General features: G+C 33.7%; 21 protein-coding genes. 8 read left to right on the plus strand and 13 right to left on the minus strand.

The genetic code is table 11. The annotated features are described in order from the left end of the window. Positions 1–24: 24 nt before the first annotated feature. Together dnaN and dnaA are read right to left on the minus strand one after the other, a co-directional pair. The gene (gene dnaN, locus ABYK18_RS06080; protein ID WP_373035755.1) at positions 25–1,092 is read right to left on the minus strand and encodes a DNA polymerase III subunit beta; all 1,068 of its coding nucleotides are present in this window, start codon (positions 1,090–1,092) and stop codon (positions 25–27) included. Positions 1,093–1,270: 178 nt separating this feature from the next. Beyond that, a complete protein-coding gene (dnaA, locus tag ABYK18_RS06085) occupies positions 1,271–2,575 on the minus strand; it encodes a chromosomal replication initiator protein DnaA (RefSeq protein ID WP_373035756.1) in 1,305 nt (434 codons plus the stop codon). Between the two features lie 258 nt (positions 2,576–2,833). Between dnaA and ruvC the strand changes: the two genes are divergently transcribed. The 3 genes from ruvC to ABYK18_RS06100 all read left to right on the plus strand — a co-directional run bounded on the left by ruvC (position 2,834) and on the right by ABYK18_RS06100 (position 4,721). Beyond that, entirely contained in the window at positions 2,834–3,310 is a 477-nt protein-coding gene (gene ruvC / locus ABYK18_RS06090; protein ID WP_373035757.1) for a crossover junction endodeoxyribonuclease RuvC, read from the plus strand. An 88-nt stretch (positions 3,311–3,398) separates the two neighbouring features. Then, positions 3,399–4,364: a DUF438 domain-containing protein gene (locus ABYK18_RS06095; RefSeq protein WP_373035758.1), complete on the plus strand. Its 966-nt coding sequence runs from the start codon at positions 3,399–3,401 to the stop codon at positions 4,362–4,364. A gap of 42 nt (positions 4,365–4,406) precedes the next feature. Further along, positions 4,407–4,721 (plus strand): pyrimidine/purine nucleoside phosphorylase, encoded by a 315-nt coding sequence (locus tag ABYK18_RS06100; RefSeq protein ID WP_373035759.1) that lies wholly within the window; start codon positions 4,407–4,409, stop codon positions 4,719–4,721. A gap of 69 nt (positions 4,722–4,790) precedes the next feature. Here ABYK18_RS06100 and ABYK18_RS06105 read toward each other — a convergent pair whose 3' ends face one another. The 7 genes from ABYK18_RS06105 to purB form a co-directional block, all read right to left on the minus strand. Further along, a complete protein-coding gene (locus ABYK18_RS06105; protein WP_373035760.1) occupies positions 4,791–6,071 on the minus strand; it encodes a citrate synthase in 1,281 nt (426 codons plus the stop codon). Positions 6,072–6,105: 34 nt separating this feature from the next. Beyond that, a complete protein-coding gene (gene trxC, locus ABYK18_RS06110; protein WP_373035761.1) occupies positions 6,106–6,528 on the minus strand; it encodes a thioredoxin TrxC in 423 nt (140 codons plus the stop codon). Between the two features lie 9 nt (positions 6,529–6,537). Further along, entirely contained in the window at positions 6,538–7,893 is a 1,356-nt protein-coding gene (locus tag ABYK18_RS06115; protein ID WP_373035762.1) for a trypsin-like peptidase domain-containing protein, read from the minus strand. A 65-nt stretch (positions 7,894–7,958) separates the two neighbouring features. Continuing rightward, positions 7,959–8,345, minus strand: a complete 387-nt coding sequence (gene fliW / locus ABYK18_RS06120; RefSeq protein ID WP_373035763.1) for a flagellar assembly protein FliW — start codon at positions 8,343–8,345, stop codon at positions 7,959–7,961. Between the two features lie 11 nt (positions 8,346–8,356). Beyond that, the gene (locus ABYK18_RS06125) at positions 8,357–8,722 is read right to left on the minus strand and encodes a hypothetical protein (protein ID WP_373035764.1); all 366 of its coding nucleotides are present in this window, start codon (positions 8,720–8,722) and stop codon (positions 8,357–8,359) included. Between the two features lies 1 nt (position 8,723). Continuing rightward, positions 8,724–11,090: a ribonucleoside-diphosphate reductase subunit alpha gene (locus ABYK18_RS06130; RefSeq protein ID WP_373035765.1), complete on the minus strand. Its 2,367-nt coding sequence runs from the start codon at positions 11,088–11,090 to the stop codon at positions 8,724–8,726. 117 nt (positions 11,091–11,207) lie between these two features. Next, positions 11,208–12,536: an adenylosuccinate lyase gene (gene purB, locus ABYK18_RS06135; RefSeq protein ID WP_373035766.1), complete on the minus strand. Its 1,329-nt coding sequence runs from the start codon at positions 12,534–12,536 to the stop codon at positions 11,208–11,210. A gap of 135 nt (positions 12,537–12,671) precedes the next feature. On the opposite strand from purB, the gene ABYK18_RS06140 reads away from it, so the two are divergent. Next, the gene (locus tag ABYK18_RS06140) at positions 12,672–13,577 is read left to right on the plus strand and encodes an RluA family pseudouridine synthase (RefSeq protein ID WP_373035767.1); all 906 of its coding nucleotides are present in this window, start codon (positions 12,672–12,674) and stop codon (positions 13,575–13,577) included. Positions 13,578–13,945: 368 nt separating this feature from the next. Here ABYK18_RS06140 and ABYK18_RS06145 read toward each other — a convergent pair whose 3' ends face one another. The 4 genes from ABYK18_RS06145 to hisF all read right to left on the minus strand — a co-directional run bounded on the left by ABYK18_RS06145 (position 13,946) and on the right by hisF (position 16,809). Then, positions 13,946–14,188, minus strand: coding sequence for a hypothetical protein (locus ABYK18_RS06145; protein ID WP_373035768.1), 243 nt, complete (start codon positions 14,186–14,188; stop codon positions 13,946–13,948). Between the two features lie 230 nt (positions 14,189–14,418). Further along, positions 14,419–15,498 (minus strand): 23S rRNA (adenine(2503)-C(2))-methyltransferase RlmN, encoded by a 1,080-nt coding sequence (gene rlmN, locus ABYK18_RS06150; RefSeq protein WP_373035769.1) that lies wholly within the window; start codon positions 15,496–15,498, stop codon positions 14,419–14,421. Next, a complete protein-coding gene (locus tag ABYK18_RS06155) occupies positions 15,495–16,040 on the minus strand; it encodes a purine-nucleoside phosphorylase (RefSeq protein WP_373035770.1) in 546 nt (181 codons plus the stop codon). The genes rlmN and ABYK18_RS06155 overlap by 4 nt, the downstream gene beginning before the upstream one ends. A gap of 10 nt (positions 16,041–16,050) precedes the next feature. Continuing rightward, positions 16,051–16,809, minus strand: coding sequence for an imidazole glycerol phosphate synthase subunit HisF (hisF, locus tag ABYK18_RS06160; protein ID WP_373035771.1), 759 nt, complete (start codon positions 16,807–16,809; stop codon positions 16,051–16,053). Between the two features lie 287 nt (positions 16,810–17,096). Here hisF and ABYK18_RS06165 point away from each other — a divergent pair, with 287 nt between their 5' ends. The 4 genes from ABYK18_RS06165 to ABYK18_RS06180 all read left to right on the plus strand — a co-directional run bounded on the left by ABYK18_RS06165 (position 17,097) and on the right by ABYK18_RS06180 (position 20,864). Next, a complete protein-coding gene (locus tag ABYK18_RS06165) occupies positions 17,097–17,561 on the plus strand; it encodes a CZB domain-containing protein (RefSeq protein WP_373035772.1) in 465 nt (154 codons plus the stop codon). A 74-nt stretch (positions 17,562–17,635) separates the two neighbouring features. Further along, on the plus strand, positions 17,636–18,412 hold the full coding sequence (gene rsmA / locus ABYK18_RS06170; RefSeq protein ID WP_373035773.1) for a 16S rRNA (adenine(1518)-N(6)/adenine(1519)-N(6))-dimethyltransferase RsmA: 777 nt from the start codon (positions 17,636–17,638) through the stop codon (positions 18,410–18,412). A 15-nt stretch (positions 18,413–18,427) separates the two neighbouring features. Further along, a complete protein-coding gene (locus ABYK18_RS06175) occupies positions 18,428–20,389 on the plus strand; it encodes a ribonuclease J (protein ID WP_373035774.1) in 1,962 nt (653 codons plus the stop codon). A gap of 187 nt (positions 20,390–20,576) precedes the next feature. Then, the gene (locus ABYK18_RS06180) at positions 20,577–20,864 is read left to right on the plus strand and encodes a hypothetical protein (protein WP_373035775.1); all 288 of its coding nucleotides are present in this window, start codon (positions 20,577–20,579) and stop codon (positions 20,862–20,864) included. Positions 20,865–20,867 lie beyond the last annotated feature (3 nt).

Here is a 20,867-nt window from a genome sequence, read left to right on the forward strand (position 1 = left end):
GTGAAGTAATTAAGTATATTTAATTTATATAACTATAGGCATTACAACAGTTTTAAAATTGTCATCCATTAAAATAAAAGGTAAATTACCTTCATTTAATCCTATACTAAATTCGGAAGAATTTATACTGTTTAAAAAGTCTAAAAGATATTTAGAATTAATTGCTATTACAAATTCTTCTGTAAAATTTGTGTTATAACTTATTTCTGTTTTTGCTTCTATATTGTCATCACTTAAAGATTCAAAAGTTATAAAATTATTTAAAAAAGTAATTTTAACATCAGAAGATATTGTAGTTATCTGCTTTATTGAATCTATCATAATAGCTTTTGGTAAGATTAATGTGTTTGTTATCTCTTTAGGTATTATTCTTGAGTATTCAGGAAATTTTCCATTTATTAGTTTCGTAAAAAATGTATATTGATCTGAATGAATTATTAAATTAGTGTCATCATAATAGAGCTCAATATTATCAAAGAAAAGTTTTTGAATTTCTATTATTGCTTTTTTAGGAATTATAATAGATAGTTCACTAGCACTTTGATTAGGAATATTAACTATTGCCAATCTTCTTGTATCAGTAGATGCAAAATTGATACTGTCTTTTTTTATATCTATAAGAGCTCCGTTTAGTTCAAACTTAGGATTATTTGTATCAATTGCAGGAGTTATTTTTTTAAGTGATTCAATTAAAGAGTGAGAATCGATAGTAATACGAGATTTTCCTTCATAACTTGGAAACTCAGGAAATTCATTATAAGAAAAGGTCGGTAATTTAAAATTAGAATGAGATTGAGAAATATATAACATTTCATTTTTTACTTCTAAGTTGATTTCACCGTCTTTTAAAATTCTAATAATATCTAAGAATTTTTTACCGTTAGCAGTAATACTGCCTTGAGATATTATATTTACTTTATCAGTTGATACTTCAAAACCTATTTCATAGTCAGTAGCTTTTATTGTTAATTGGGAATTACTTACGTTAATATAAACGTGAGAAGTGATTTGAGAAGTATCTTTTTTTTCTAAAAATGGTTGTGCATAAACTAATATGTTTTCAATGATTGATTTTGAAACAATTATTTTCATATGAATCCCTATATTTATATATAATTTTAGTATGTAGTAGTAGGAGCTTGTGATTATGTGAATATCACCGTTTCCTTCCTATTTCAAGAGCTTTTTGGATGTGATAAACCAAACCGACTCTTTTCACATCTATTCACTTTTATGATTATATCTTTTTTTTTACTAACTTTGTTATATTTTAAGAAGCTGAAGTTATTTTATTTGTTAATTCTTCAATTTTAACTTTAAAATCTTCATCATTTTTCATTAATTCATTAATTTTTTTAAGAGTATGACTTATGGCAGTATGGTCTTTCATTCCAAAATATTGAGCTAGTTGAGGCATTGTGTTTTGAGTAAGTTCACGACATAGATAAATAGAGATTCTTCTAGCATAAACAAGATTTTTACTTCTACCTTTTGAACGAATTTCCGTTGGTTTGATATTTAGATCTTTTGCAACGTTATTTGTAATAGTGTCAAGAGTTAAGTTAGCACGATTTTCTTGAAGTTGATCTTTTAATACATTTTTAGTAAAAGCTAAATCAATATCAATATGCATCAGTTGTGAATAAGCATGAAGTTTAGAAAGGATACCTTCTATCTCACGAACATTACTCTCTATAACAGTGGCTATATAATTAATAATATCATTAGAGAGCTTTACTTTATTAATTTCACATTTTTTCTTGATAATAGCTATTTTAGTTTCAAGTTCAGGTGGTTGAATGTCTGCTACAAGACCCCATTCAAATCTGCTTTGAAGTCTTTTTTCTAAACCGCCTATTTTTTTAGGATGTTTATCTGCAGTAAGAATAATTTGTTTTCCATTACCCTTTAGCGCTTCAAATGTATGAAAAAATTCTTCTTGAATACCTTCTTTGTTGCTTAAAAATTGAATATCATCAATAAGCAGTACATCACATTTACGGTATTTTTCTTGAAATGAAGGCATTGTTTTGTTTCTTACATGACGAATAAAATCATTTAAAAATTGTTCTACTGATGTATATATAACACTTTTACCTTGATTTTGAAAAACATTTCCTGCAGCTTGCATAAGATGAGTCTTTCCCAGACCTACACCACCGTAAATAAAAAGAGGATTATAAACCTGTCCCGCAGCTTCACTTACACTCTTAACGGCAGCATATGCAAACTGATTAGACCCGCCTACCATAAAATTATCAAAGGTGTGAGAAGGATTAAGTAAAGAGTGTTGTTTTTGTTCATTTTTTTGCTTTTTGCTTTTAGAGTCTGTAGAATTTTTAAGTGTTATTTTTACACTTACTTTAGAACCGCTTTTAATTTCAAAAAGATGTGCTATCTTTTCACTGTATTTACTTTTTATCCAATTACTTATAAGGGCATTAGGAGCATAAAAAATTGCCAAATCACCACCAGATTTTTTGGCATCATAAGTAAGCTGCTTTATGTATCTGTTATATTGCACATCAGTTATCTCTTCTTTTAGTAGTTCTAGAACTTCTTGACCTATATTCACATAAAACCTTATTTAATTATTTAGATGTGAATAATACACTTTTTATTTATAAATTATGTTTAAGTCATTGGTGGTCACTTTGTGACAACACCTGTGGTTCCGAAGTTATAGACAATAATAAATTTATTGTTTATTTTACACTTCTCATGTGAATAACTAAAAAACAGTAGTGTGAATACTATTAATTATAATTTTATTTGAAGTATATATTACACAGCTTTTATATATAATGATAAAAATTAAAACAAATGGTTAATAATGATAATATTAGGGATTGATCCGGGAACAAGAAATATGGGATATGCACTTATATCTTTAGAGAGTGGAAAAATTTCTCTTGTAGAAGCCGGATTAATAAAAATGAAGGCTGAAGATTTACAATTTCAAATTCCTCAAATGGTAGAAGCGATTGATATTATATTTAAAAAACATGATATAGATGAAGTTGCAATGGAAGATATCTTTTATGCGCACAATCCGGCAACAACTATAAAACTGGCTCAATTTCGCGGGGCAATAATGCTAAAACTTTTAGAAGTGCACGGACAATTTTATGAATATACAGCACTTCAAGTCAAAAAAGCCCTTACAGGCAAAGCAAAGGCAGGTAAAGAACAAGTGGCTTTTATGGTTAAAAGACTTTTAAATATAAAAAAAGAGATTAAACCACTTGATATCTCAGACGCTATGGCAGTTGCTATAACACATTCACAAAGAGTCAGCTTTCGTAAATAAAAATACTTTACCCCCATCTTGTTATATATCAAAAAAGAAAAAAAGCAAAAAGAGTATACTTTCGCATTATATAGTCCAAGGAAATAATATGAACCAATTTACAAATTTACCTGAGGGTCATCCGGTTAAAGTATATTTAGAAGAAAATCAACTAATTCGCGGTCTGATAGCAAGTATAAATAGTATAAACATAGTAGAAAATAATGAAGAGTTTAAAGAAAAATTTGCAAGATTATGTTTAGTAGAAAAACATTTTGCCAGAAAAGAAAATCAGCTTTTTCCATATTTAGAACAGTATGGATGGACATCACCTTCTCAAAATATGTGGGCATTTCATGATGATATTCGTGCCATAATCAAACAGGCAAGAAACCTGGTTGAGAATGGTGAGATGCAGTCGCTGATGATGGTTTTACAAAATCTTTTTTATAACTTAGAACATATTATGCAGGTTGAAGAGGGAAGACTTCTTCCAAATGCATTTCAGATGCTACAAGAAGATGACTGGAAAGAGATGCGTGATGGAGACGAAGAGATAGGCTGGATGTTTGATGAGGCACCTACTCCGTATCCTCCACATATAAAAGATGAATATATTCACCCTTCACAAGATACAAAAAAAAGAAAATTGCCTTTTTCACTAGAGGGTAGAATAGATTTGGAACAGGGTCATATGTTACCGGAGCAGATTAACTGGCTGTTAAAGTTTATGCCTGTTGATATTACATATGTAGATGAAAACGATATTGTTATTTTTTATAATCGCGGTGAAGATAGAGTCTTTCCTAGAAGTGCAGGTATCATAGGTCGTGAAGTTAAGTTTTGCCATCCTCCAAAGTCTGTTGATCAGGTATTGTTGATACTTCGTGAATTTAAAGCAGGTCGTAAAGATGAAGCGGAATTTTGGATTACGTTTAAAGGTAAATTTATTCACATCCGTTATTTTGCAATTCGTGATGATGAAGGTAATTATAAAGGTGTTATAGAAGTTTCCCAAGATGTTACTCATATACGTGAGCTTGAAGGTCAGCAAAGATTGCTTGATTGGGAATAAAATTAGTTATAATTTTAATAATTCATAAAATTAAGGAATATAATGAGTAAATTAGAAAATGTTAGTGTTGTAAAAGAAGCGAATATCTATTATGATGGGAAAGTTACAAGTCGTACAGTAGAGTTGGCAGACGGTTCTATTCAGTCACTAGGTATTATGTTGCCGGGTGAATATACTTTTAAAACTAACGAAGCTGAGATTATGGAGATGCAAAGCGGTGACTTAGAAATTAGATTGCCGGGTGAAGATTGGAAAACTTTAAATACACCGGAGAGTTTTAACGTTCCGGCAAACTCTTCTTTTGATGTAAAAATTAAAACAGTTACAGATTACTGTTGTTCATATATCAAGGACTAAAGACCAGCTTAGAAAACAACTAAATTGTTTTCTGCAAGGATTAAAATTTATAATTTAAAATCCGGAGAGTTAATACTCCGGAGTTCTATCATCAGGACCCATATATAATTGACGAGGACGAGCAATTTTTATGTTGTCTTGTTCTTGTAATTCTATCCATTGAGCTATCCAACCAGGTGTTCTACCTATAACAAATATAACTGCAAACATATCTTTCGGAATTTTGAGAGCCTGAAGAATCAGACCGGAATAAAAATCTATATTAGGATATAAGTTTCTGCTAATAAAATATTCATCGCTCAGTGCTATGTGTTCTATTTTATTTGCTACTTCTATAAGTTCGCTATTGATACCCAATTCATGAATTAGTTCATTTCTGATTGCTTTGAGTATTTTTGCACGTGGGTCAAAATTTTTATAAACACGATGTCCAAATCCCATAAGTCTAAATGGATCATTTTTATCTTTTGCACGGGCAATAAACTCATCGACTCTATCGACTGTACCTATCATCTCAAGTTGACGAATAACTGATTCATTAGCACCACCGTGAGCACGCCCCCAAAGGGCACTGATTCCAGCACTGATAGCGGCATACGGATGAGCATGAGTGGAACCAACATTTCTAACTGCTGTTGTTGAAGCATTTTGTTCATGATCCGCATGAAGGGTAAAGATGGTATCTAAAGCTTTTATTTCTATTGGGCGAAGATCAACATGGTTATGAGGATAGGCTCTCATCATATATAAGAAGTTTTCAGTAAAACCTTTTTCTATGTCAGGATAAATAATAGGCAGACCATTTGAATATCTGTATGAAAGCGCAGCAACCGTAGGAATCTTAGCAATAATCCGGTTAGCCATCTCCATATATTCTTGCGTAGTATCAATATCTAAGTGGTGAAAATAAAATGTTGAAAGAGCCGATACACCTGCTGAGAGTATTGCCATAGGATGAGCTTGATCCGGAAAAGAATCAAAAAGCTTTTTCATTCCCTCGTGTATGAACGATCGTTTTTTAATCTCCTCAGTGAAATTTTCAAGTTCTTCTTGAGTAGGAAGGTCTTTGTGCAAAAGCAGGTAAGTTGTGTCCAAAAATGTTTTTTTATTTGCAAGATATGATATATCATATCCTCTATACATCAGCTGACCCTTTCCTCCATCAATATAAGTAATTTCAGAGCGGCAAGATGCAGTTGACGTATATCCTTTGTCAAAGGTAAACATCCCGGTTTCTTGATAAAAAGTAGAGATATCAACAACAGAAGGCCCGACTGTGGCGTCTAAGATTGGAAGTTCATATGTCTTTCCACTTCTGTTATCTGTTAGTGTCATGGTGTTCTTACCCATAATAATCCTTTTTACTTTATGATGAATTATTATATCATATAAATTGTGATGCTAGATTGCTTAAACTAGCTTCGTCTAAGGCACCGGATACCCTATGAACTTCTTTACCGTTTTTAAAAACAATAAGGGTAGGGATACTTCTTATACCGAATCTAGCTCCTATATTTTGCTCATTTTCTGTATTGACTTTTGTAAAGAGCATTTTAAGCGGAAACTTCTTAGCACTTTGTTCAAAGTTTGGACCCATCATCTTACAAGGTCCACACCAAGGTGCCCAAAAATCTACAATAACCGGAATATCACTATTTACTAAAACTTCATCGAAGTTAGAATCTGTTAGTTCTATAGGTTTTGTCTCAAGAAGTGAATTTTTACACTTTCCGCAGTTAGCCTTTTTATAAGACTCCTTTTGCGGGACGTTATTCACATTTTTACAATGCGGACATATTACTCTCATTTTTCTCTCCTATAACACTATAGCAAATATATTGCCTCTTCTAAATATATAAATTCTTTTCTTGTCTTGAGTGCTTATTGCTGATTTAAATTCAGCTATATTAGTTATTTCGCTATTTTCAATCTGTACTACGATATCATCTTTCATAATTCCAATAGAATATGCTTCGCTGTTTAATTCAACATCTTTAACTAACACTCCTCCATCTACATTAAAATTTATCTTCAATAGTTTTTGTAAGTCTAATGGTAGAGGTATTATATTCATACCTTTATAGTTTAAAGTTCCCGAAGCTATCTGTTTGTCCAGAGAACCAAGTTTTACATTTACAATATCTATTTTCTTGTCTCTTAAAAATTTTATATTTACAACTTTTGACGGTGAATATGATCCGATGATATTTTTAAGTGAACTTGCATTTTTAACAGCTCTGCCGTCTATTGAAATAATAAGATCACCTCTTTTTAGACCTGCTTTTGCTGCTGGAGAATCATCTTCTATACTTATGATGAGTGCTCCTGAACTATTGTCATAAAAACTTCTCATATCTTCATTTATATCCGAAATACCTACCCCCAAGTATGCACGGACATATTTTCCGGTGTCAATAAGTTGAGTTGCAATAGTAGTAACCATATTTGATGGAATTGCTAGTCCTATTCCATCATTACCGCCGCTTCTTGATATAATAGCAGAGTTGATTCCTATTAGATGCCCTGCAGAGTTTATAAGTGCACCTCCCGAATTTCCGGGATTTATAGATGCATCTGTTTGTATAAAGTCTTCATACTCTACGATTCCTACACGGTTTCTCCCGGTAGCAGAGACAATACCCTGTGTTATCGTTTCACCGACACCAAACGGGTTTCCAAGTGCAAATACTATATCTCCTACCTTTACCTCGTCAGAGTTGAAAAATGTAACTGCATTTAGGTTTTTAGCTTCTATCTTTATGATTGCTATATCACTTTTTGCATCTCTGCCTATAAGTTTTGCTCCATACTCTTTTTTGTCATCGGCAATACTTACTTTGATTTGATCAGCTCCGGCAACTACATGGTTGTTAGTAACTATATAACCATTTTTAGAGATTATAACACCACTGCCAGATGCTCCTTGAGGTACTTGTTGTTGATTATTGTAATATGGACTTCCATAGACTCTGGCATTGTTAGTAGTTTTAAAGGCTGATATATTTACAACACTTGTTCTAACATTTTTAATGATATTGTTGTAGGACAAAATGAAGTTTTGGCTAGTTGGATTCTTGCGCTGAATATCTTTATCTGCATATTTGAACTCTACGCTATCTTTTGCATTTAACATAGACAGCGTAAGTAAACATATTAAAAGTATCTTTTTCATGTTTTTTCCTTGTTAGTGATTACCAAAGTTTATAACTAATTGGTTTACAAAGAATTAATGAAGTGTTATTTTTTAAAAGATTTAATACTCTCTGCCATTCCATAATCAGGGTGTTTTTTTGCATCAAGAACAGCTTGAGCCATTTTATTGTTATCGTTGTTGATTATGATAGGCGCTAAAAAGTTTATAGTAGAATTTTCCAAAGGTTTTTGTATTACAACTATGTTGTAAACACTAATATTAGATTTTTCATTTATATCCAATAATACTTTGATGTTAGATGCCAGGTCAAATGAATATTCTCTTAGTGAATATGGATTTACTATTGTAAAAGATATGTCTTTGTTATCTGCATCTTGTATTGTTGAAAATAACTCATCTATTTCATATAGTTCTACATTAGTAGTTTTTTCAAAACCTAAAATATTCCCTTTAACTTCATATGTTTTCATCTACTTTCTCCTTAGAATGATTCCTCTTCATATTTTATATTAGAAGATATTATATAGCTTATAGCATTTTTTATGCCAGATAGATTATGATACTCACCGATACCAAAAGCAAAGGAATTCTCTTCACATATAAAAGAGAAGCCATCACTCGTATTTATGAGAGATAGTTTTGAGTTCTCTACAAGTTTCGCATCTGTAATACCGCTGAATTCTAAGTTCAATGTCAACCAGTCGAAGCCTCTGGCACTGTCTTGACAAGCCAGAACAATTTGCATAACAGTTGGAGATATAATTTTTTGAGAGCGAATCTCGGCATCTACAAAGTTACCGAATCTTGAAACAAAATTTGGTATATCTTTTGCAAGTAACGGCTTCATCTTATTGACAACCTACACACTCCATACTTCTATCTTCTACGTCATTTGCAACTTCCGGAGATTGTGAGCGTAGATAGTAAGTAGATTTAAGACCCAGTTTCCAAGCAAGCATATATATCTCATTTAAGTATCTGCCACTCGCTTTATCTAATGTTATAAAGATATTCAGACTCTGACCTTGATCTAGCCATTTTTGTCTAATTGCCGCAGCTTTAATAAGTGCAGTCTGGTTTAAATCATATGCAGGTGTATAATAAGCCCAAGTCTCCGGAGATAGCTTTGGAACAACTACCGGGATAAGACCGCTTAGATTTTCTTCAAACCATTTTCTTTTAAACACAGGTTCAATGGCTTGAGTTGTACCTGTTAGTATAGATATAGAACTTGTAGGTGCTATTGCCATAAGATAACCGTTTCTCATTCCCTGTTTTTTAACCTTAGCACGTAAATCGTCCCATTCATATTTGGATGCAAATAAACCACCGCGATCAACGAGGTTGATAACTTCTGCATTAGCATGGTCCATAGGCATGATACCTCTGCTCCACTGTGAACCCTCAAAATCCGGATAAGTCCCTTTTTCAGCTGCTAAGTCTGAAGAGGCAGAGATTGCGTTAAAACTAACAGCTTCCATTACTTCGTCTATTTTATCAAAGTGCTCTTGGCTTCCCCATGCGATGCCTTGTTCAGCTAGCATCTGAGCTTCACCCATAACGCCTAAACCGATTGAACGGCTTTTCATGTTAGTACGCTTTACTTTTTCTATAGGGTAGAAGTTAAGATCTATAACGTTATCTAAACAACGAATCGCAGTCGGTACTATTCTGTCTATATCCTCTTTTGTATTGATGCGAGAAAGGTTTACAGATGCTAAGTTACAAACGGCTGTGTCACCGTTTATCTTTTCTTTTTCCACAACATAGATAGGAAGTCCTCCAAGAGAATCAAGTGCAGTTACTTTCTTGGCAGGTTTTTCCATCCCGCTGTCTACTTTTACAATCTCATCTTCTTCATAAGAGACGCTATCACCATTTTCAAAGATAAATTTTATTTTATAGTGGTTAGGGTTAGTGTTTTGGAAAATTTCAGTACAAAGGTTTGAGCTTCTGATAACACCGACATGGTTGTTAGGGTTTGCTCTATTTGCATTGTCTTTAAAACAAAGGAAAGGTGAACCTGTCTCAAAGTAAGATGTTAATATCTTTTTCCAAAGGTTTTTAGCTTTTATTTTTTCTTTTATGATGCTCTCATCTTCTTCAAACTCTTTATAACGTTTGTTAAAGTCTTCACCGTAAAGTGTAGCGAGTTCTCCACAATCGTAAGGGTCAAACAGTGTCCAGATGCCATCTTCTTGAACACGCTGCATAAAAAGATCATTCAACCACATAGCAGGGAAAAGATCATGAGCACGACGACGTTCTTCACCCGAGTTTTTCTTCAGGTCTAAAAAGTCATTTATGTCTATGTGCCACGGCTCCATATAAACAGCAATAGCACCTTTTCTAGTCCCTAATTGGTCTACGGCTATTGCAATGTCATTTGTTATCTTTAAAAATGGAACTGTTCCGCCGGCTGCATTTTTATGTCCATCTATAAATGAGCCCATAGAACGGATGCCAGTCCAATCCCAACCTATACCTCCGCCAAATTTAGATAGCATTGCCATCTCAGCGTATGAGTCAAAAATACCTTCAATATTATCGGGAGTAGAACCGATGTAACAAGAACTTAGCTGATGTCTTGTTGTTCTTGCATTTGATAGAGTAGGAGTTGCAAGCATTACTTCAAACTGAGATATCATGTCATAGAACTTTATAGCCCATTCATGTTTATCTTCTTCTCTTTGAGCTAAGAACATAGCTATAGCCATAAACATGTGCTGAGGAAGCTCTATGGGGTTATTATCTCTATCTTTGATAAGATATCTGTCATATAGAGTTTTTACGCCAAGATAGTTAAAAAGCATATCTCTTTCAGGTTTGATATGTTTATCTAATCTTTCAAGATCATACATATCTCCAAGACCCATAAGAAGTCTGCCTTCTTTGTTGCCTTTTTCAAAATATTTTTTTAGTGAACAGTAACCTGTAAAACCGTTTACTTGATGATAAAGATTAAACATAAAGAGTCTAGATGCAACAAATGTCCAGTTAGGAGCATCTATGTCTATCTTGTCAACAGCAGTTTTGATTAAAGTCTTTTGTATCTCTGCTGATGTTATTCCATCGCGAAAGTGAATCTGTGCATCAACTTCAAGTTCACTCTGAGACACATTGCTCAAGTCTTTAACCGCAGCGGAAGTGTATTTTTGAATCTTGGTAATGTCCAGCGGCTCTGTTCTACCATTTCTTTTTATAATTGTTATCATATTTTGTCCTAAAATATAAACTATTGATGCTTTTAAAAGAGCATCAATAATAGTATTGATGTTTATGCTAAATGAATCTTAGCAAGTTTAATATAAATCGAATATTATTATTTATTATTATTTAAAAACTCTTTTAAAAATAGCATCTACGTTTTTCGTGTAGTAATCATAATTGAAACATTCACGAATCTGTTCTTCACTTAATGAAGCTCTTAACTCTTCATCAGCAAGTAAATGGTTTAGGTATAGACTCTCGCCTTTTTCATTTGTAGTAGCTTTGCCTTGTTGAATCTCTTCCCAAACTTTCATAGCGTTTCTCTGAACAATACGATAAGCATCTTCACGACTTACTCCCTGAATCGGAAGTTCTAGAAGAACGCGTTGTGAAAATACAAGTCCACCGGTCAGGTTTAAGTTTCTCATCATATTCTCAGGATAAACAGTCAGGTTGGCTATAACGTTATTCATACGGTGAAGCATAAAGTCAGATGTAATAAATGCATCCGGAAGCCAGAATCTCTCAGTAGAAGAGTGAGAGATATCTCTCTCGTGCCATAGAGCAACATTTTCCATTGCAGGCATCGCATAAGCTCTTATCATTCTTGCAAGTCCGGTAATGTTTTCTGTAAGAATAGGATTACGCTTATGCGGCATAGCAGAAGAACCTTTTTGTCCCTTTGCAAAATACTCTTCACACTCATATACTTCTGTTCTTTGCCAGTGACGAACTTGAACTGCAAACTTCTCTATAGTAGATGCCATTAAAGCCAAAGCAGTTGCCAGTCTTGCATATCTGTCTCTTTGGATTACTTGGTTAGAAGCAGGAGCAGGTTTCAGTCCTAACTCTTCACAGGTGTATTCTTCAAGCTCTAAAGGTGCGTGAGCAAAGTTACCCATTGCTCCACTGACTTGACCTACGCATATTACATCCATTGTCTGTTCTAAGTTCTCTAAGTGTCTTGCCATCTCATCATACCAAACAGCCAAAACAAGACCAAACGTAATCGGCTCACCATGTATACCGTGAGAGCGTCCGACCATCAGAGTCATCTTATGTTCTTCTGCGCGTTTTTTGATTGACTCCATAACCATCTTTACATCTTTGATAATCAGTTCTAATGAATCTTTCATTTGAAGGGCAACTGCTGTGTCAATAGTATCTGAAGATGTCATACCATAGTGGAACCATCTACTTTCATCTCCTAATGTTTCTGATACTGAAGTTGTGAATGCGATAAGGTCATGACGAGTAACTGCTTCTATCTCGTCTATACGTTTAATATCAAAACCAGCATTCTTTACAATCTTGTCTGCATCGTCTTGAGGAATTTTCCCAAGTTTTGCCCATGCTTTAACAACAGCTTTTTCTACGTCCAGCCATGCTTGGTATTTTGCTTGATATGTCCATTTTGAACTCATCTCTTCTCTTGAATATCTATCTATCATTATATAGGTTCCTTATGATTATTATCTTATGTTTTTATGCTAGAATTCGCACATAATAAAGTCATTTATTTTACAGAAACTATTGTAAATTATTGATTAAATGAGGAATGAATTTTGCCATTTATAATGAGGAAGATGTTTGCACCAATAAAGCAAAAAGCTTTTCTATATCTTATAAAAGAATTAGACTATACACAAAAAGAGGCACAGAGGTTAATAGCAAAAGGCAGACTTTTTGTTAATGGTGAACCAATGACTAGAACAGCCGGTGAAATTGAAGGTGATTTTGAGTTTATATATTTTGAACCGATTACAAAAGGATTAAAGCCGACGGCAGTTCATGATGAGTTCGTCGTTTTTGATAAACCAAGCGGAGTTCTGATACATCCCCAAAACAGAAAAACACCCTACTCTCTTATAGATGAACTAAAATACCAATTTGGACGAGATGCCAATATTGCTCATAGAATTGATCAAGAGACAAGCGGACTTGTTTTATGTGCAAGAAATAAAGAAAGTGAAAGAGATATTAAGATGATGTTTGAACAAAGAGATATGAAAAAGAAATATCTTGCATTAGTTCACGGAGAATTAAAAGATGCACTCTGTATAGAAGCTCCACTTTTGAGAAGAGAAGATGAAAGTGCAATTGTTAGAATGGTTGTAAAAGTTCACGAAGATGGAAAAGCATCTAAGACTGATATTAAACCGATAAAATATTTTAAAGACAAAAATATGACTTTGGTAGAGTGTTCACCATATACGGGAAGACAACATCAGATAAGAGTTCATTTGTTTCATGTGAAACATTCAATAGTCGGAGATCCTATATATGGACAGAGTGAAGAAGATATTATCAGATTTTTAGACAAAGAGTTGGATGATAAAAAAAGAATCGAACTTAGTGGTGCATCTAGGCTGCTTCTTCATGCAAATGAGTTAGAATTTGAACTATATAATAATATATACAATATAAAAAGTAAAGTTGATTTTGAAAAAATATGCCGTGAATCTATGATTACTGACACTAAATGTGAATAACAATAATAGATATTTAAAAGACATTCAAATAACAAAATTCCATTTTAGTAAAAATCCCTTTAAAAGCCCTGTATTTTGGGCTTTAAGCTGTATTGCAGTATTGTAAATTCAGAATAAATTTATATAAATTTATTCTTAAAAAAATGAGAAAAATCTCAATTTATCTTCACTAAAGCAAAAAGATATTCACACCTTAGAACAATGTGTGAATAATGCACATTTTTTATAAATTTTAGAATTTATTTTAGAATTATATTTTTTTTAAGAGATTTGATGAAAATTTTGAAGATTATTTTTTTATAAGAAAAGTAAGGTATTATTACATCTATAAACGACCTCCCTGGTGTGTTGGTCGTTTAGTCTTCAGATTATACCGCGTTGTATCTATTTATGATTTTTTTAACACGATTTTTTAAATTACGAAGTGCTTCTACACTTGTCTCACCATCAGCAGTTAGATTCTCAAAACCATCATCAAACTGTGCTTTTGCAATCCAACCAATTTTCTTGTGGTATTTAATACCTACAAAACGTACATCACCGAAGTGCAGTTGACAAAGGTCATATATTCTTTTAATACGGTCAGTATTTGTTTTTTTCTTTACAGCCATTATTGTGCTCCTTAATTTTATTTATTAGTTCGATAAAAGAATACGTTCTTTTATCTTCGCTCTGACCTTTTAGGCCACTTGTTTGTTCTACTGGTATTTTAGCATAAGTAGATTACAAGTAGTTTACTAGTCTTTTTTTTCATCATCACTTGTAGCAGCTCTCATAAAGCCTATAAGACCGACTGCAAAAACCGATATTAAAAAGATCATTTGAAATATTTCGATATAACTCATGATAATTCCCCTTCACTCTTTTCCTTTAGCTGCCCGCATGCAGCACTGATATCTATGCCTTTAGAGTCTCTTATGGTGCACAATAAGCCATGTTTAACCAGATAGTCAGCAAAAGTCACCATATCCTCTTTGGAAGGTCTGTCGTAGTCTGTTCCTGGGTAAGGATTGAAATAAATAAGATTTACCTTAGCTTTAATGCCGCTTAGAAGCTTTACAAGCTTTTTAGCTGAGCCTAAATCATCATTCTTACCTTTTATAACAAGATATTCAAACATAACTCTTTTTCTGGTATCAATAGGAAAGCGTTTAACCGCTTCTATGATAGAGTTAATATTATGTGCCTTGTTCATAGGTATTAGCTCAGTTCTAAGCTCATCATCAACCGCATGAAGCGAAATTGCTATATGAACTCCTAAGTCCATCTTGCCGAGTTGGTCGATTTTGTTGCTAAGGCCGCTTGTAGAAACTGTTTGACGTTTGCCTGAAATGCATAAGCCGTCTTCTTCTTTGAATATCTCTATGGCTTTTGCAAGATTGTTAAGATTATCAAGAGGCTCACCCATGCCCATATAGACAATATTTATCTTTCTGTTGTGTTTGTGGTCATTATCGCGTTTTAGAGTCACTACTTGAGCTACTATTTCTCCTGTCGTTAAATCTCTTGTAAAACCGCCCTTTGCAGTCAGACAGAATGAACAACCTACTTTGCATCCGACTTGAGTTGAAACACAGATGGTATATTTGGCTTCTTGGACAACTTCACCGTTCTCATCAAGCTGAGTATCTTTCATCTTAAGCCAAACAGCTTCAATGGTTTTACCGTCTTGCATCTGCAAAAGATATTTTATAGTTCCGTCTGAAGAGACTTCTTTGTTTACTATTTTAAGAGGATTTACAACATACTTTTGAGCCAGTTCTTCTCTAAGAGCTTTTGGTATGTTTTTCATATCATCAAAATTTTCGGCATATTGATGATATAACCAGCCAAATATTTGATTTACTCTAAAACTGGGTTTGATGAGAGTTAGTAGTTCTTTTTTTGTAAAATCAAGCAGTGAAGGTTTTATGTTAGTCATTTTTTTGTTAACTCTTTTATTCTATTTTTTACATGCACCGACAAAAGTTCTTTTGCTTTTTCATGGTTCTTTAAAAAGTCTTCATGAGCTTTTTTGTTTGTATAGTTTGTTATGCAAAAAACACCGCCGGCAGGAATGTTGAATTCTTGAGCTATTTTTAATACACTGAAAAATTCCATGTTCTCTATGCCTACTCCAAAGCTTAAAAACTTTTTTGTAAGCTCTTGGTTTGTTGATATATAGTTAGAAGAATTTACTATAACATCTTTTATGTTGTTATCTATATTAGCAGAAACTACATTATCCAAGGGTGTATAAGCATCTGAGCTTAAAAAAGCAAGCTCTATGTTTGAAGCAGTTTTTGATTCGATTATATCAAAGATGTTATGATCTCCATAGCTGCCCGCACTTCCTACAAAAAGTAAAAACTCCGGTTTGTCAAACAAACAAAGCCTTGTTAAATTCATAGCAGTTTCTATAAGTCCAACTCCTGTCGCTAAAGCAAAATCAAAAGTTTCGTTATTTCCTGCACATATTATCATGAGTAAACCTTTAAAGTCTTACAGGTATATTATTGTCATGTAGATAATGTTTTAAATCCATTATATCTATCTCTTTGTAGTGAAAAATACTAGCGGCGAGTGCTGCATCTGCCCCGTGTTCAAATGCTTCTTTTATGTGTTGCATTGTTCCTGCTCCGCCACTCGCAATGACAGGTACATTTACAGCCTTTGAAATTTGCTCAGTAATATTCAGTTCAAATCCTGCTTTTGTGCCATCTGCATCCATTGATGTAAGAAGTATTTCTCCGCTTCCTCGATCCACAACTTCTTTTGCCCATTCTACTGCATCTATCCCCGTATCAACCCTGCCGCCATTTAAAAAAACGTTATATTTATCACCGGTCTTTTTAACATCTATTGCCGTGACTATGCATTGTGAACCGAAACGTTTTGCACCTTCATCTATAAGTTCTGGGCGTTTTATTGCTGCTGAGTTTACACTTACTTTATCGCATCCTACATTTAAAAGCTTGTAAATATCATCAAGCTTTCTGATTCCGCCACCAACGGTAAGAGGTATAAAAACTTCACGGGCAACTTGTGCAACTATATCTACTATAGTATCCCGATTATCACTAGATGCAGTGATGTCCAAAAAAGTAATCTCATCCGCACCCTCTTCATTATAGCGTTTTGCAACTTCAACAGGATCGCCGGCATCTCTAAGACCGACGAAGTTTACACCTTTGACTACACGTCCATCCTTAACGTCAAGACAAGGTATGATTCTTTTAGCAAAATAATTCATGATAGATAGAGCCTCTTATAATATATTGCAATTATACAGTTTTTAGCTGTGTTATTGTTTAGGTAGATGATTGTTGTTTATTTAACGGTTTAGTCCTCGGTGGTCCCTAGGACATCACCTGTGGTTCCAAGCTTATAAACAACAAGCAGTTGTTGTTTAGTGTACGGTTCTCATGTTTCACATGGAACATTATTTAAACAAGATAAGTGAATAATAATTAATGTGTAGTTTATTAATAATCGTTATAATAGTGATATAAAACAAACTTGAAGGTACAGGAAATATTTATGAATAAAGAACATGTCCTTGAACATCTTAGAGCTGCAAAATCTGCTCATATAAAATGGGTTCAAAAAGCGAAGCTTCTTATAAATGGTTTGGATATAAAAGAGGATTCGATTCCTGTAGACTCTACAGAGTGTAAATTTGGTCAGTGGTTTTACAGCGAAGGACAGATATTAAATGCACTTTCAAATAATCCTGTTGAGTGTATGGTAAAGATAGAGAGATTGCATTTTAATCTGCATGATGTGTATATGAATATTTTCAATATATACTTCAATAAACCAAAAGAAGGATTTTTCTCAAAGCTTTTTGGCAAAAAACACACTCTTAAAGACTATGAAATTGAAAAAGCAAAGCAATATTACAATAATTTAGAATTAATTTCTAAAGATTTGTTAGAAGAGATAAACCGCTTGGAAAGAAGGTTGATAGCCGTTCCAGAAGAAAGAATTCAACAACTTATATGAACTTGAACAATAAAAAATCAAATTTGTCCAATATGTTAACTTATTATAAGTAAAATTACTATACACTCCTGTTTATGAATAGAAATAGCGTTGTAGCTAAGAAAAAATTTGGACAAAATTTTTTAAAAGATGAAGCAGTATTAAGAAAAATCGTCGAAGCGATGCCCAAAAACAACAATAAAATTGTAGAAATTGGACCTGGCTTAGGTGATTTAACTAAATTTTTAGTAGATGTCAAAAGCGTAGAAGCTTTTGAGGTCGATACCGATTTGTGTAAACTATTACAAAGTACATTTAAAGAAGAGATTGCTACCAAGCGACTCCATATTAATTGTGGGGATGTTCTACAAGCTTGGCAGAGTAGCCTTATTGATGAGCCGTATGATTTAGTGGCGAATTTGCCGTATTATATTGCAACAAACATCATATTGAAAGCACTCGCAGATCCAATGTGTAAAAATATACTTGTAATGGTACAGCTTGAAGTGGCAGAGAAATTTTGCGCGACGGCCGGCGAGAAGGTATTTGGGTCTTTGAGTGTAATAACTCAAAGCGTGGGAGATGCACATATCGTCGTGCAGGTTCCGCCAACTGCTTTTGAACCTCCGCCCAAAATAGATTCTGCTGTTTTTCTTATACGAAAAAATAGTGATAGAAAAGATGAGGATTTTGAGGACTTGCTTAGAGTTGCGTTTAAGCAACCCAGAAAAACCCTTATAAAAAATCTATCAGTAAAGTATGAGAAAAATGCGCTTCAAGAGGCTTTTATTGAGCTTTCACTTACACAAACGATTCGCCCTCATCAACTTTCTACGCAGGACTATCACCAACTCTATAAAAAAATAATATAATATAAAGGAGTTTGGATGGCAGAAGAGAATCAAGGGAATCAGGAAACTAACCCTCAATCAGACCGTAAACCAAATAACAACAGAAGACCTAATACTAACAGTAACAGAAACAATAACGGCGCAAAGCCAAATGCTAACAGTACAACAAACAGTACTACTAACAAAGGTGCTAAACCAAATAATCAAAGCAAAAGTAAAAACCGTAATCGTCATCGTAGACAACCTACACCGACAGATGAAAATTTAAAAACGTTTGTAGGTAAAAACCAAGAAGCACACAAACAAAGATTAAATCCACACTATAAATTAGATTTAAACTCTAAAGCAAAGGTACGTGTAACACCATTAGGTGGTCTAGGTGAGATTGGTGGAAATATTACAGTATTTGAAACTGAGAATGAAGCAATCTTAGTTGATATTGGGATGAGTTTCCCAGATGAAGATATGCATGGAGTAGATATCCTTGTTCCTGACTTTACTTATCTTCGTCAAATAAAAGATAAAATAAAAGCGGTAATAATTACTCATGCCCACGAAGATCATATCGGTGCAATGCCATATCTTTATAAAGAGATGCAGTTTCCTGTTTATGCAACACCGCTTCCTTTAGCGATGATAGGCAATAAATTTGATGAACATCACATAAAAGATTGCAGAAAATACTTTAATCCTGTCGTAAAAAGAGAAATTTACGAGATAGGTAACGATTTTAAAATCGAGTGGATGCATATGACTCACTCTATCTTAGACTCATCTTCGTTAGCAATTACTACAGAAGCCGGAACGATCATTCACACAGGAGACTTTAAAATAGACCATAGCCCAGTAGATGGCTATACGGCAGATTTGCACAGATTGGCTCATTATGGTGAAAAAGGTGTTTTATGTCTCTTGAGCGATTCTACAAACTCTTATAATCCATTGCCGACTCCATCAGAGCTAAGTGTTGCTCCTGCCTTGGACAGAGTTTTTTCTAAGGCAGAAGGTCGCGTTTTACTATCAACTTTCAGTTCAAACATTCACCGTGTTTTTCAGGCAATACAGTATGGTATCAAGTATGGTCGTAAAATATGTGTAATAGGACGTTCAATGGAGCGTAATATAGAGATTGCAATGCAGTATGACTATATTAAACTACCAAAAAATGTTTTTGTAGAACCGGAACAAATAGCACATATGAATGACAAAGAGATTTTAATTGTTACAACAGGCTCACAAGGTGAACCAAGTTCGGCATTATTTAGAATGTCAATCGGTGAGCACAGACATGTGAAAATCAAGCCTACAGACTTAATTGTTCTATCTTCTCGTGCAATACCGGGCAATGAAGGTTCAATTTCCGGTATGTTAAATCATCTTCAGCGTGCAGGCGCTAAAATTTCATACGAAAAAGACATACATGTATCAGGACATGCTTCTATGGAAGAGCAAAAACTTATGCTTCGTCTTGTTAATCCTAAATTCTTTTTACCGGTTCACGGTGAATATAATCACGTAATGAAACATAAAGAAACAGGAATATTGTGTGGTGTTCCAGAGAGAAACATCATGATTATGACTGATGGTGATCAGATAGAGATAGCACCGAAATATATGCGCAAGGTTAAAACAGTTAAGACCGGTAAAACATATATTGATAACCAAAACAATCACCAGATTGAAGACGATATTGTTCTTGATCGCCAGAAACTTGCATCTGAGGGTATTGTTATGCTTGTTGCACAGGTTGACGGTAGACATTGTAAGATGCAGGCAAAACCAAAAGTCACAACATTCGGTATAGTGGCGGATAAGCAAGATAAAGCTTTTGCTAAAGAGATGGAAGAGATACTTGAGAACTTTTTATTGCATGTTAAAGATGGACAAATTGAGAACCCAAGAGCACTGGAGAATGATCTTCGTCAAATTGTGCGAAAACATATCTTTAGAAAAATGAAGAAATATCCATTGATAGTTCCTCATGTTTTAGTATCGTAAAAAATACATTTTGCGCTATAACGAAACAAACAGTTATTGACATCTAGTTATCTAGATGTCAATTCTCTCACTTATATATAAAACAATCCTTCACTCCGTATTATTATAATAATAAATTAAAAGTTGAAAATAGTTAAAATAAGTGCTATAATCAATGTAGAAAATTTATGAACGTAAGGAGTTTGTTATGTCAAAAAAAGTTACAAATATCAAAACCCTGAAGTTAGCGCATACCAAAGAGGGAACAATCAGCGTCTCACACATTGAAGAACCATATGGTGAATCTAGTAGCCCTGTGGCAAGTATAAGTATTTCAATCAATGGAAAAAGTGAAGACTGGAAAGTTCATATTCCATATGAGAATGTAGAAGAGCTAATAAAAGCACTCAATGAAGCTCGTAATTTCTGTGAAACTATTCCTCATCATTCTTTGCATACAATGGATTTAAATGCAGATACAGGAGGAGGGCAGTAGCCT

Source organism: Sulfurimonas sp., assembly GCF_041563495.1.
GTDB lineage: Bacteria > Campylobacterota > Campylobacteria > Campylobacterales > Sulfurimonadaceae > Sulfurimonas.

Excerpts from the sequence above, each read along its gene's own strand:
- dnaN (WP_373035755.1), bottom strand. The coding sequence starts at position 1,092 with ATGAAAATAATTGTTTCAAAATCAATCATTGAAAACATATTAGTTTAT.
- ruvC (WP_373035757.1), top strand. The coding sequence starts at position 2,834 with ATGATAATATTAGGGATTGATCCGGGAACAAGAAATATGGGATATGCA.
- ABYK18_RS06095 (WP_373035758.1), top strand. The coding sequence starts at position 3,399 with ATGAACCAATTTACAAATTTACCTGAGGGTCATCCGGTTAAAGTATAT.
- ABYK18_RS06100 (WP_373035759.1), top strand. The coding sequence starts at position 4,407 with ATGAGTAAATTAGAAAATGTTAGTGTTGTAAAAGAAGCGAATATCTAT.
- ABYK18_RS06105 (WP_373035760.1), bottom strand. The coding sequence starts at position 6,071 with ATGGGTAAGAACACCATGACACTAACAGATAACAGAAGTGGAAAGACA.
- trxC (WP_373035761.1), bottom strand. The coding sequence starts at position 6,528 with ATGAGAGTAATATGTCCGCATTGTAAAAATGTGAATAACGTCCCGCAA.
- ABYK18_RS06115 (WP_373035762.1), bottom strand. The coding sequence starts at position 7,893 with ATGAAAAAGATACTTTTAATATGTTTACTTACGCTGTCTATGTTAAAT.
- fliW (WP_373035763.1), bottom strand. The coding sequence starts at position 8,345 with ATGAAAACATATGAAGTTAAAGGGAATATTTTAGGTTTTGAAAAAACT.
- ABYK18_RS06125 (WP_373035764.1), bottom strand. The coding sequence starts at position 8,722 with ATGAAGCCGTTACTTGCAAAAGATATACCAAATTTTGTTTCAAGATTC.
- ABYK18_RS06130 (WP_373035765.1), bottom strand. The coding sequence starts at position 11,090 with ATGATAACAATTATAAAAAGAAATGGTAGAACAGAGCCGCTGGACATT.
- purB (WP_373035766.1), bottom strand. The coding sequence starts at position 12,536 with ATGATAGATAGATATTCAAGAGAAGAGATGAGTTCAAAATGGACATAT.
- ABYK18_RS06140 (WP_373035767.1), top strand. The coding sequence starts at position 12,672 with ATGTTTGCACCAATAAAGCAAAAAGCTTTTCTATATCTTATAAAAGAA.
- ABYK18_RS06145 (WP_373035768.1), bottom strand. The coding sequence starts at position 14,188 with ATGGCTGTAAAGAAAAAAACAAATACTGACCGTATTAAAAGAATATAT.
- rlmN (WP_373035769.1), bottom strand. The coding sequence starts at position 15,498 with ATGACTAACATAAAACCTTCACTGCTTGATTTTACAAAAAAAGAACTA.
- ABYK18_RS06155 (WP_373035770.1), bottom strand. The coding sequence starts at position 16,040 with ATGATAATATGTGCAGGAAATAACGAAACTTTTGATTTTGCTTTAGCG.
- hisF (WP_373035771.1), bottom strand. The coding sequence starts at position 16,809 with ATGAATTATTTTGCTAAAAGAATCATACCTTGTCTTGACGTTAAGGAT.
- ABYK18_RS06165 (WP_373035772.1), top strand. The coding sequence starts at position 17,097 with ATGAATAAAGAACATGTCCTTGAACATCTTAGAGCTGCAAAATCTGCT.
- rsmA (WP_373035773.1), top strand. The coding sequence starts at position 17,636 with ATGAATAGAAATAGCGTTGTAGCTAAGAAAAAATTTGGACAAAATTTT.
- ABYK18_RS06175 (WP_373035774.1), top strand. The coding sequence starts at position 18,428 with ATGGCAGAAGAGAATCAAGGGAATCAGGAAACTAACCCTCAATCAGAC.
- ABYK18_RS06180 (WP_373035775.1), top strand. The coding sequence starts at position 20,577 with ATGTCAAAAAAAGTTACAAATATCAAAACCCTGAAGTTAGCGCATACC.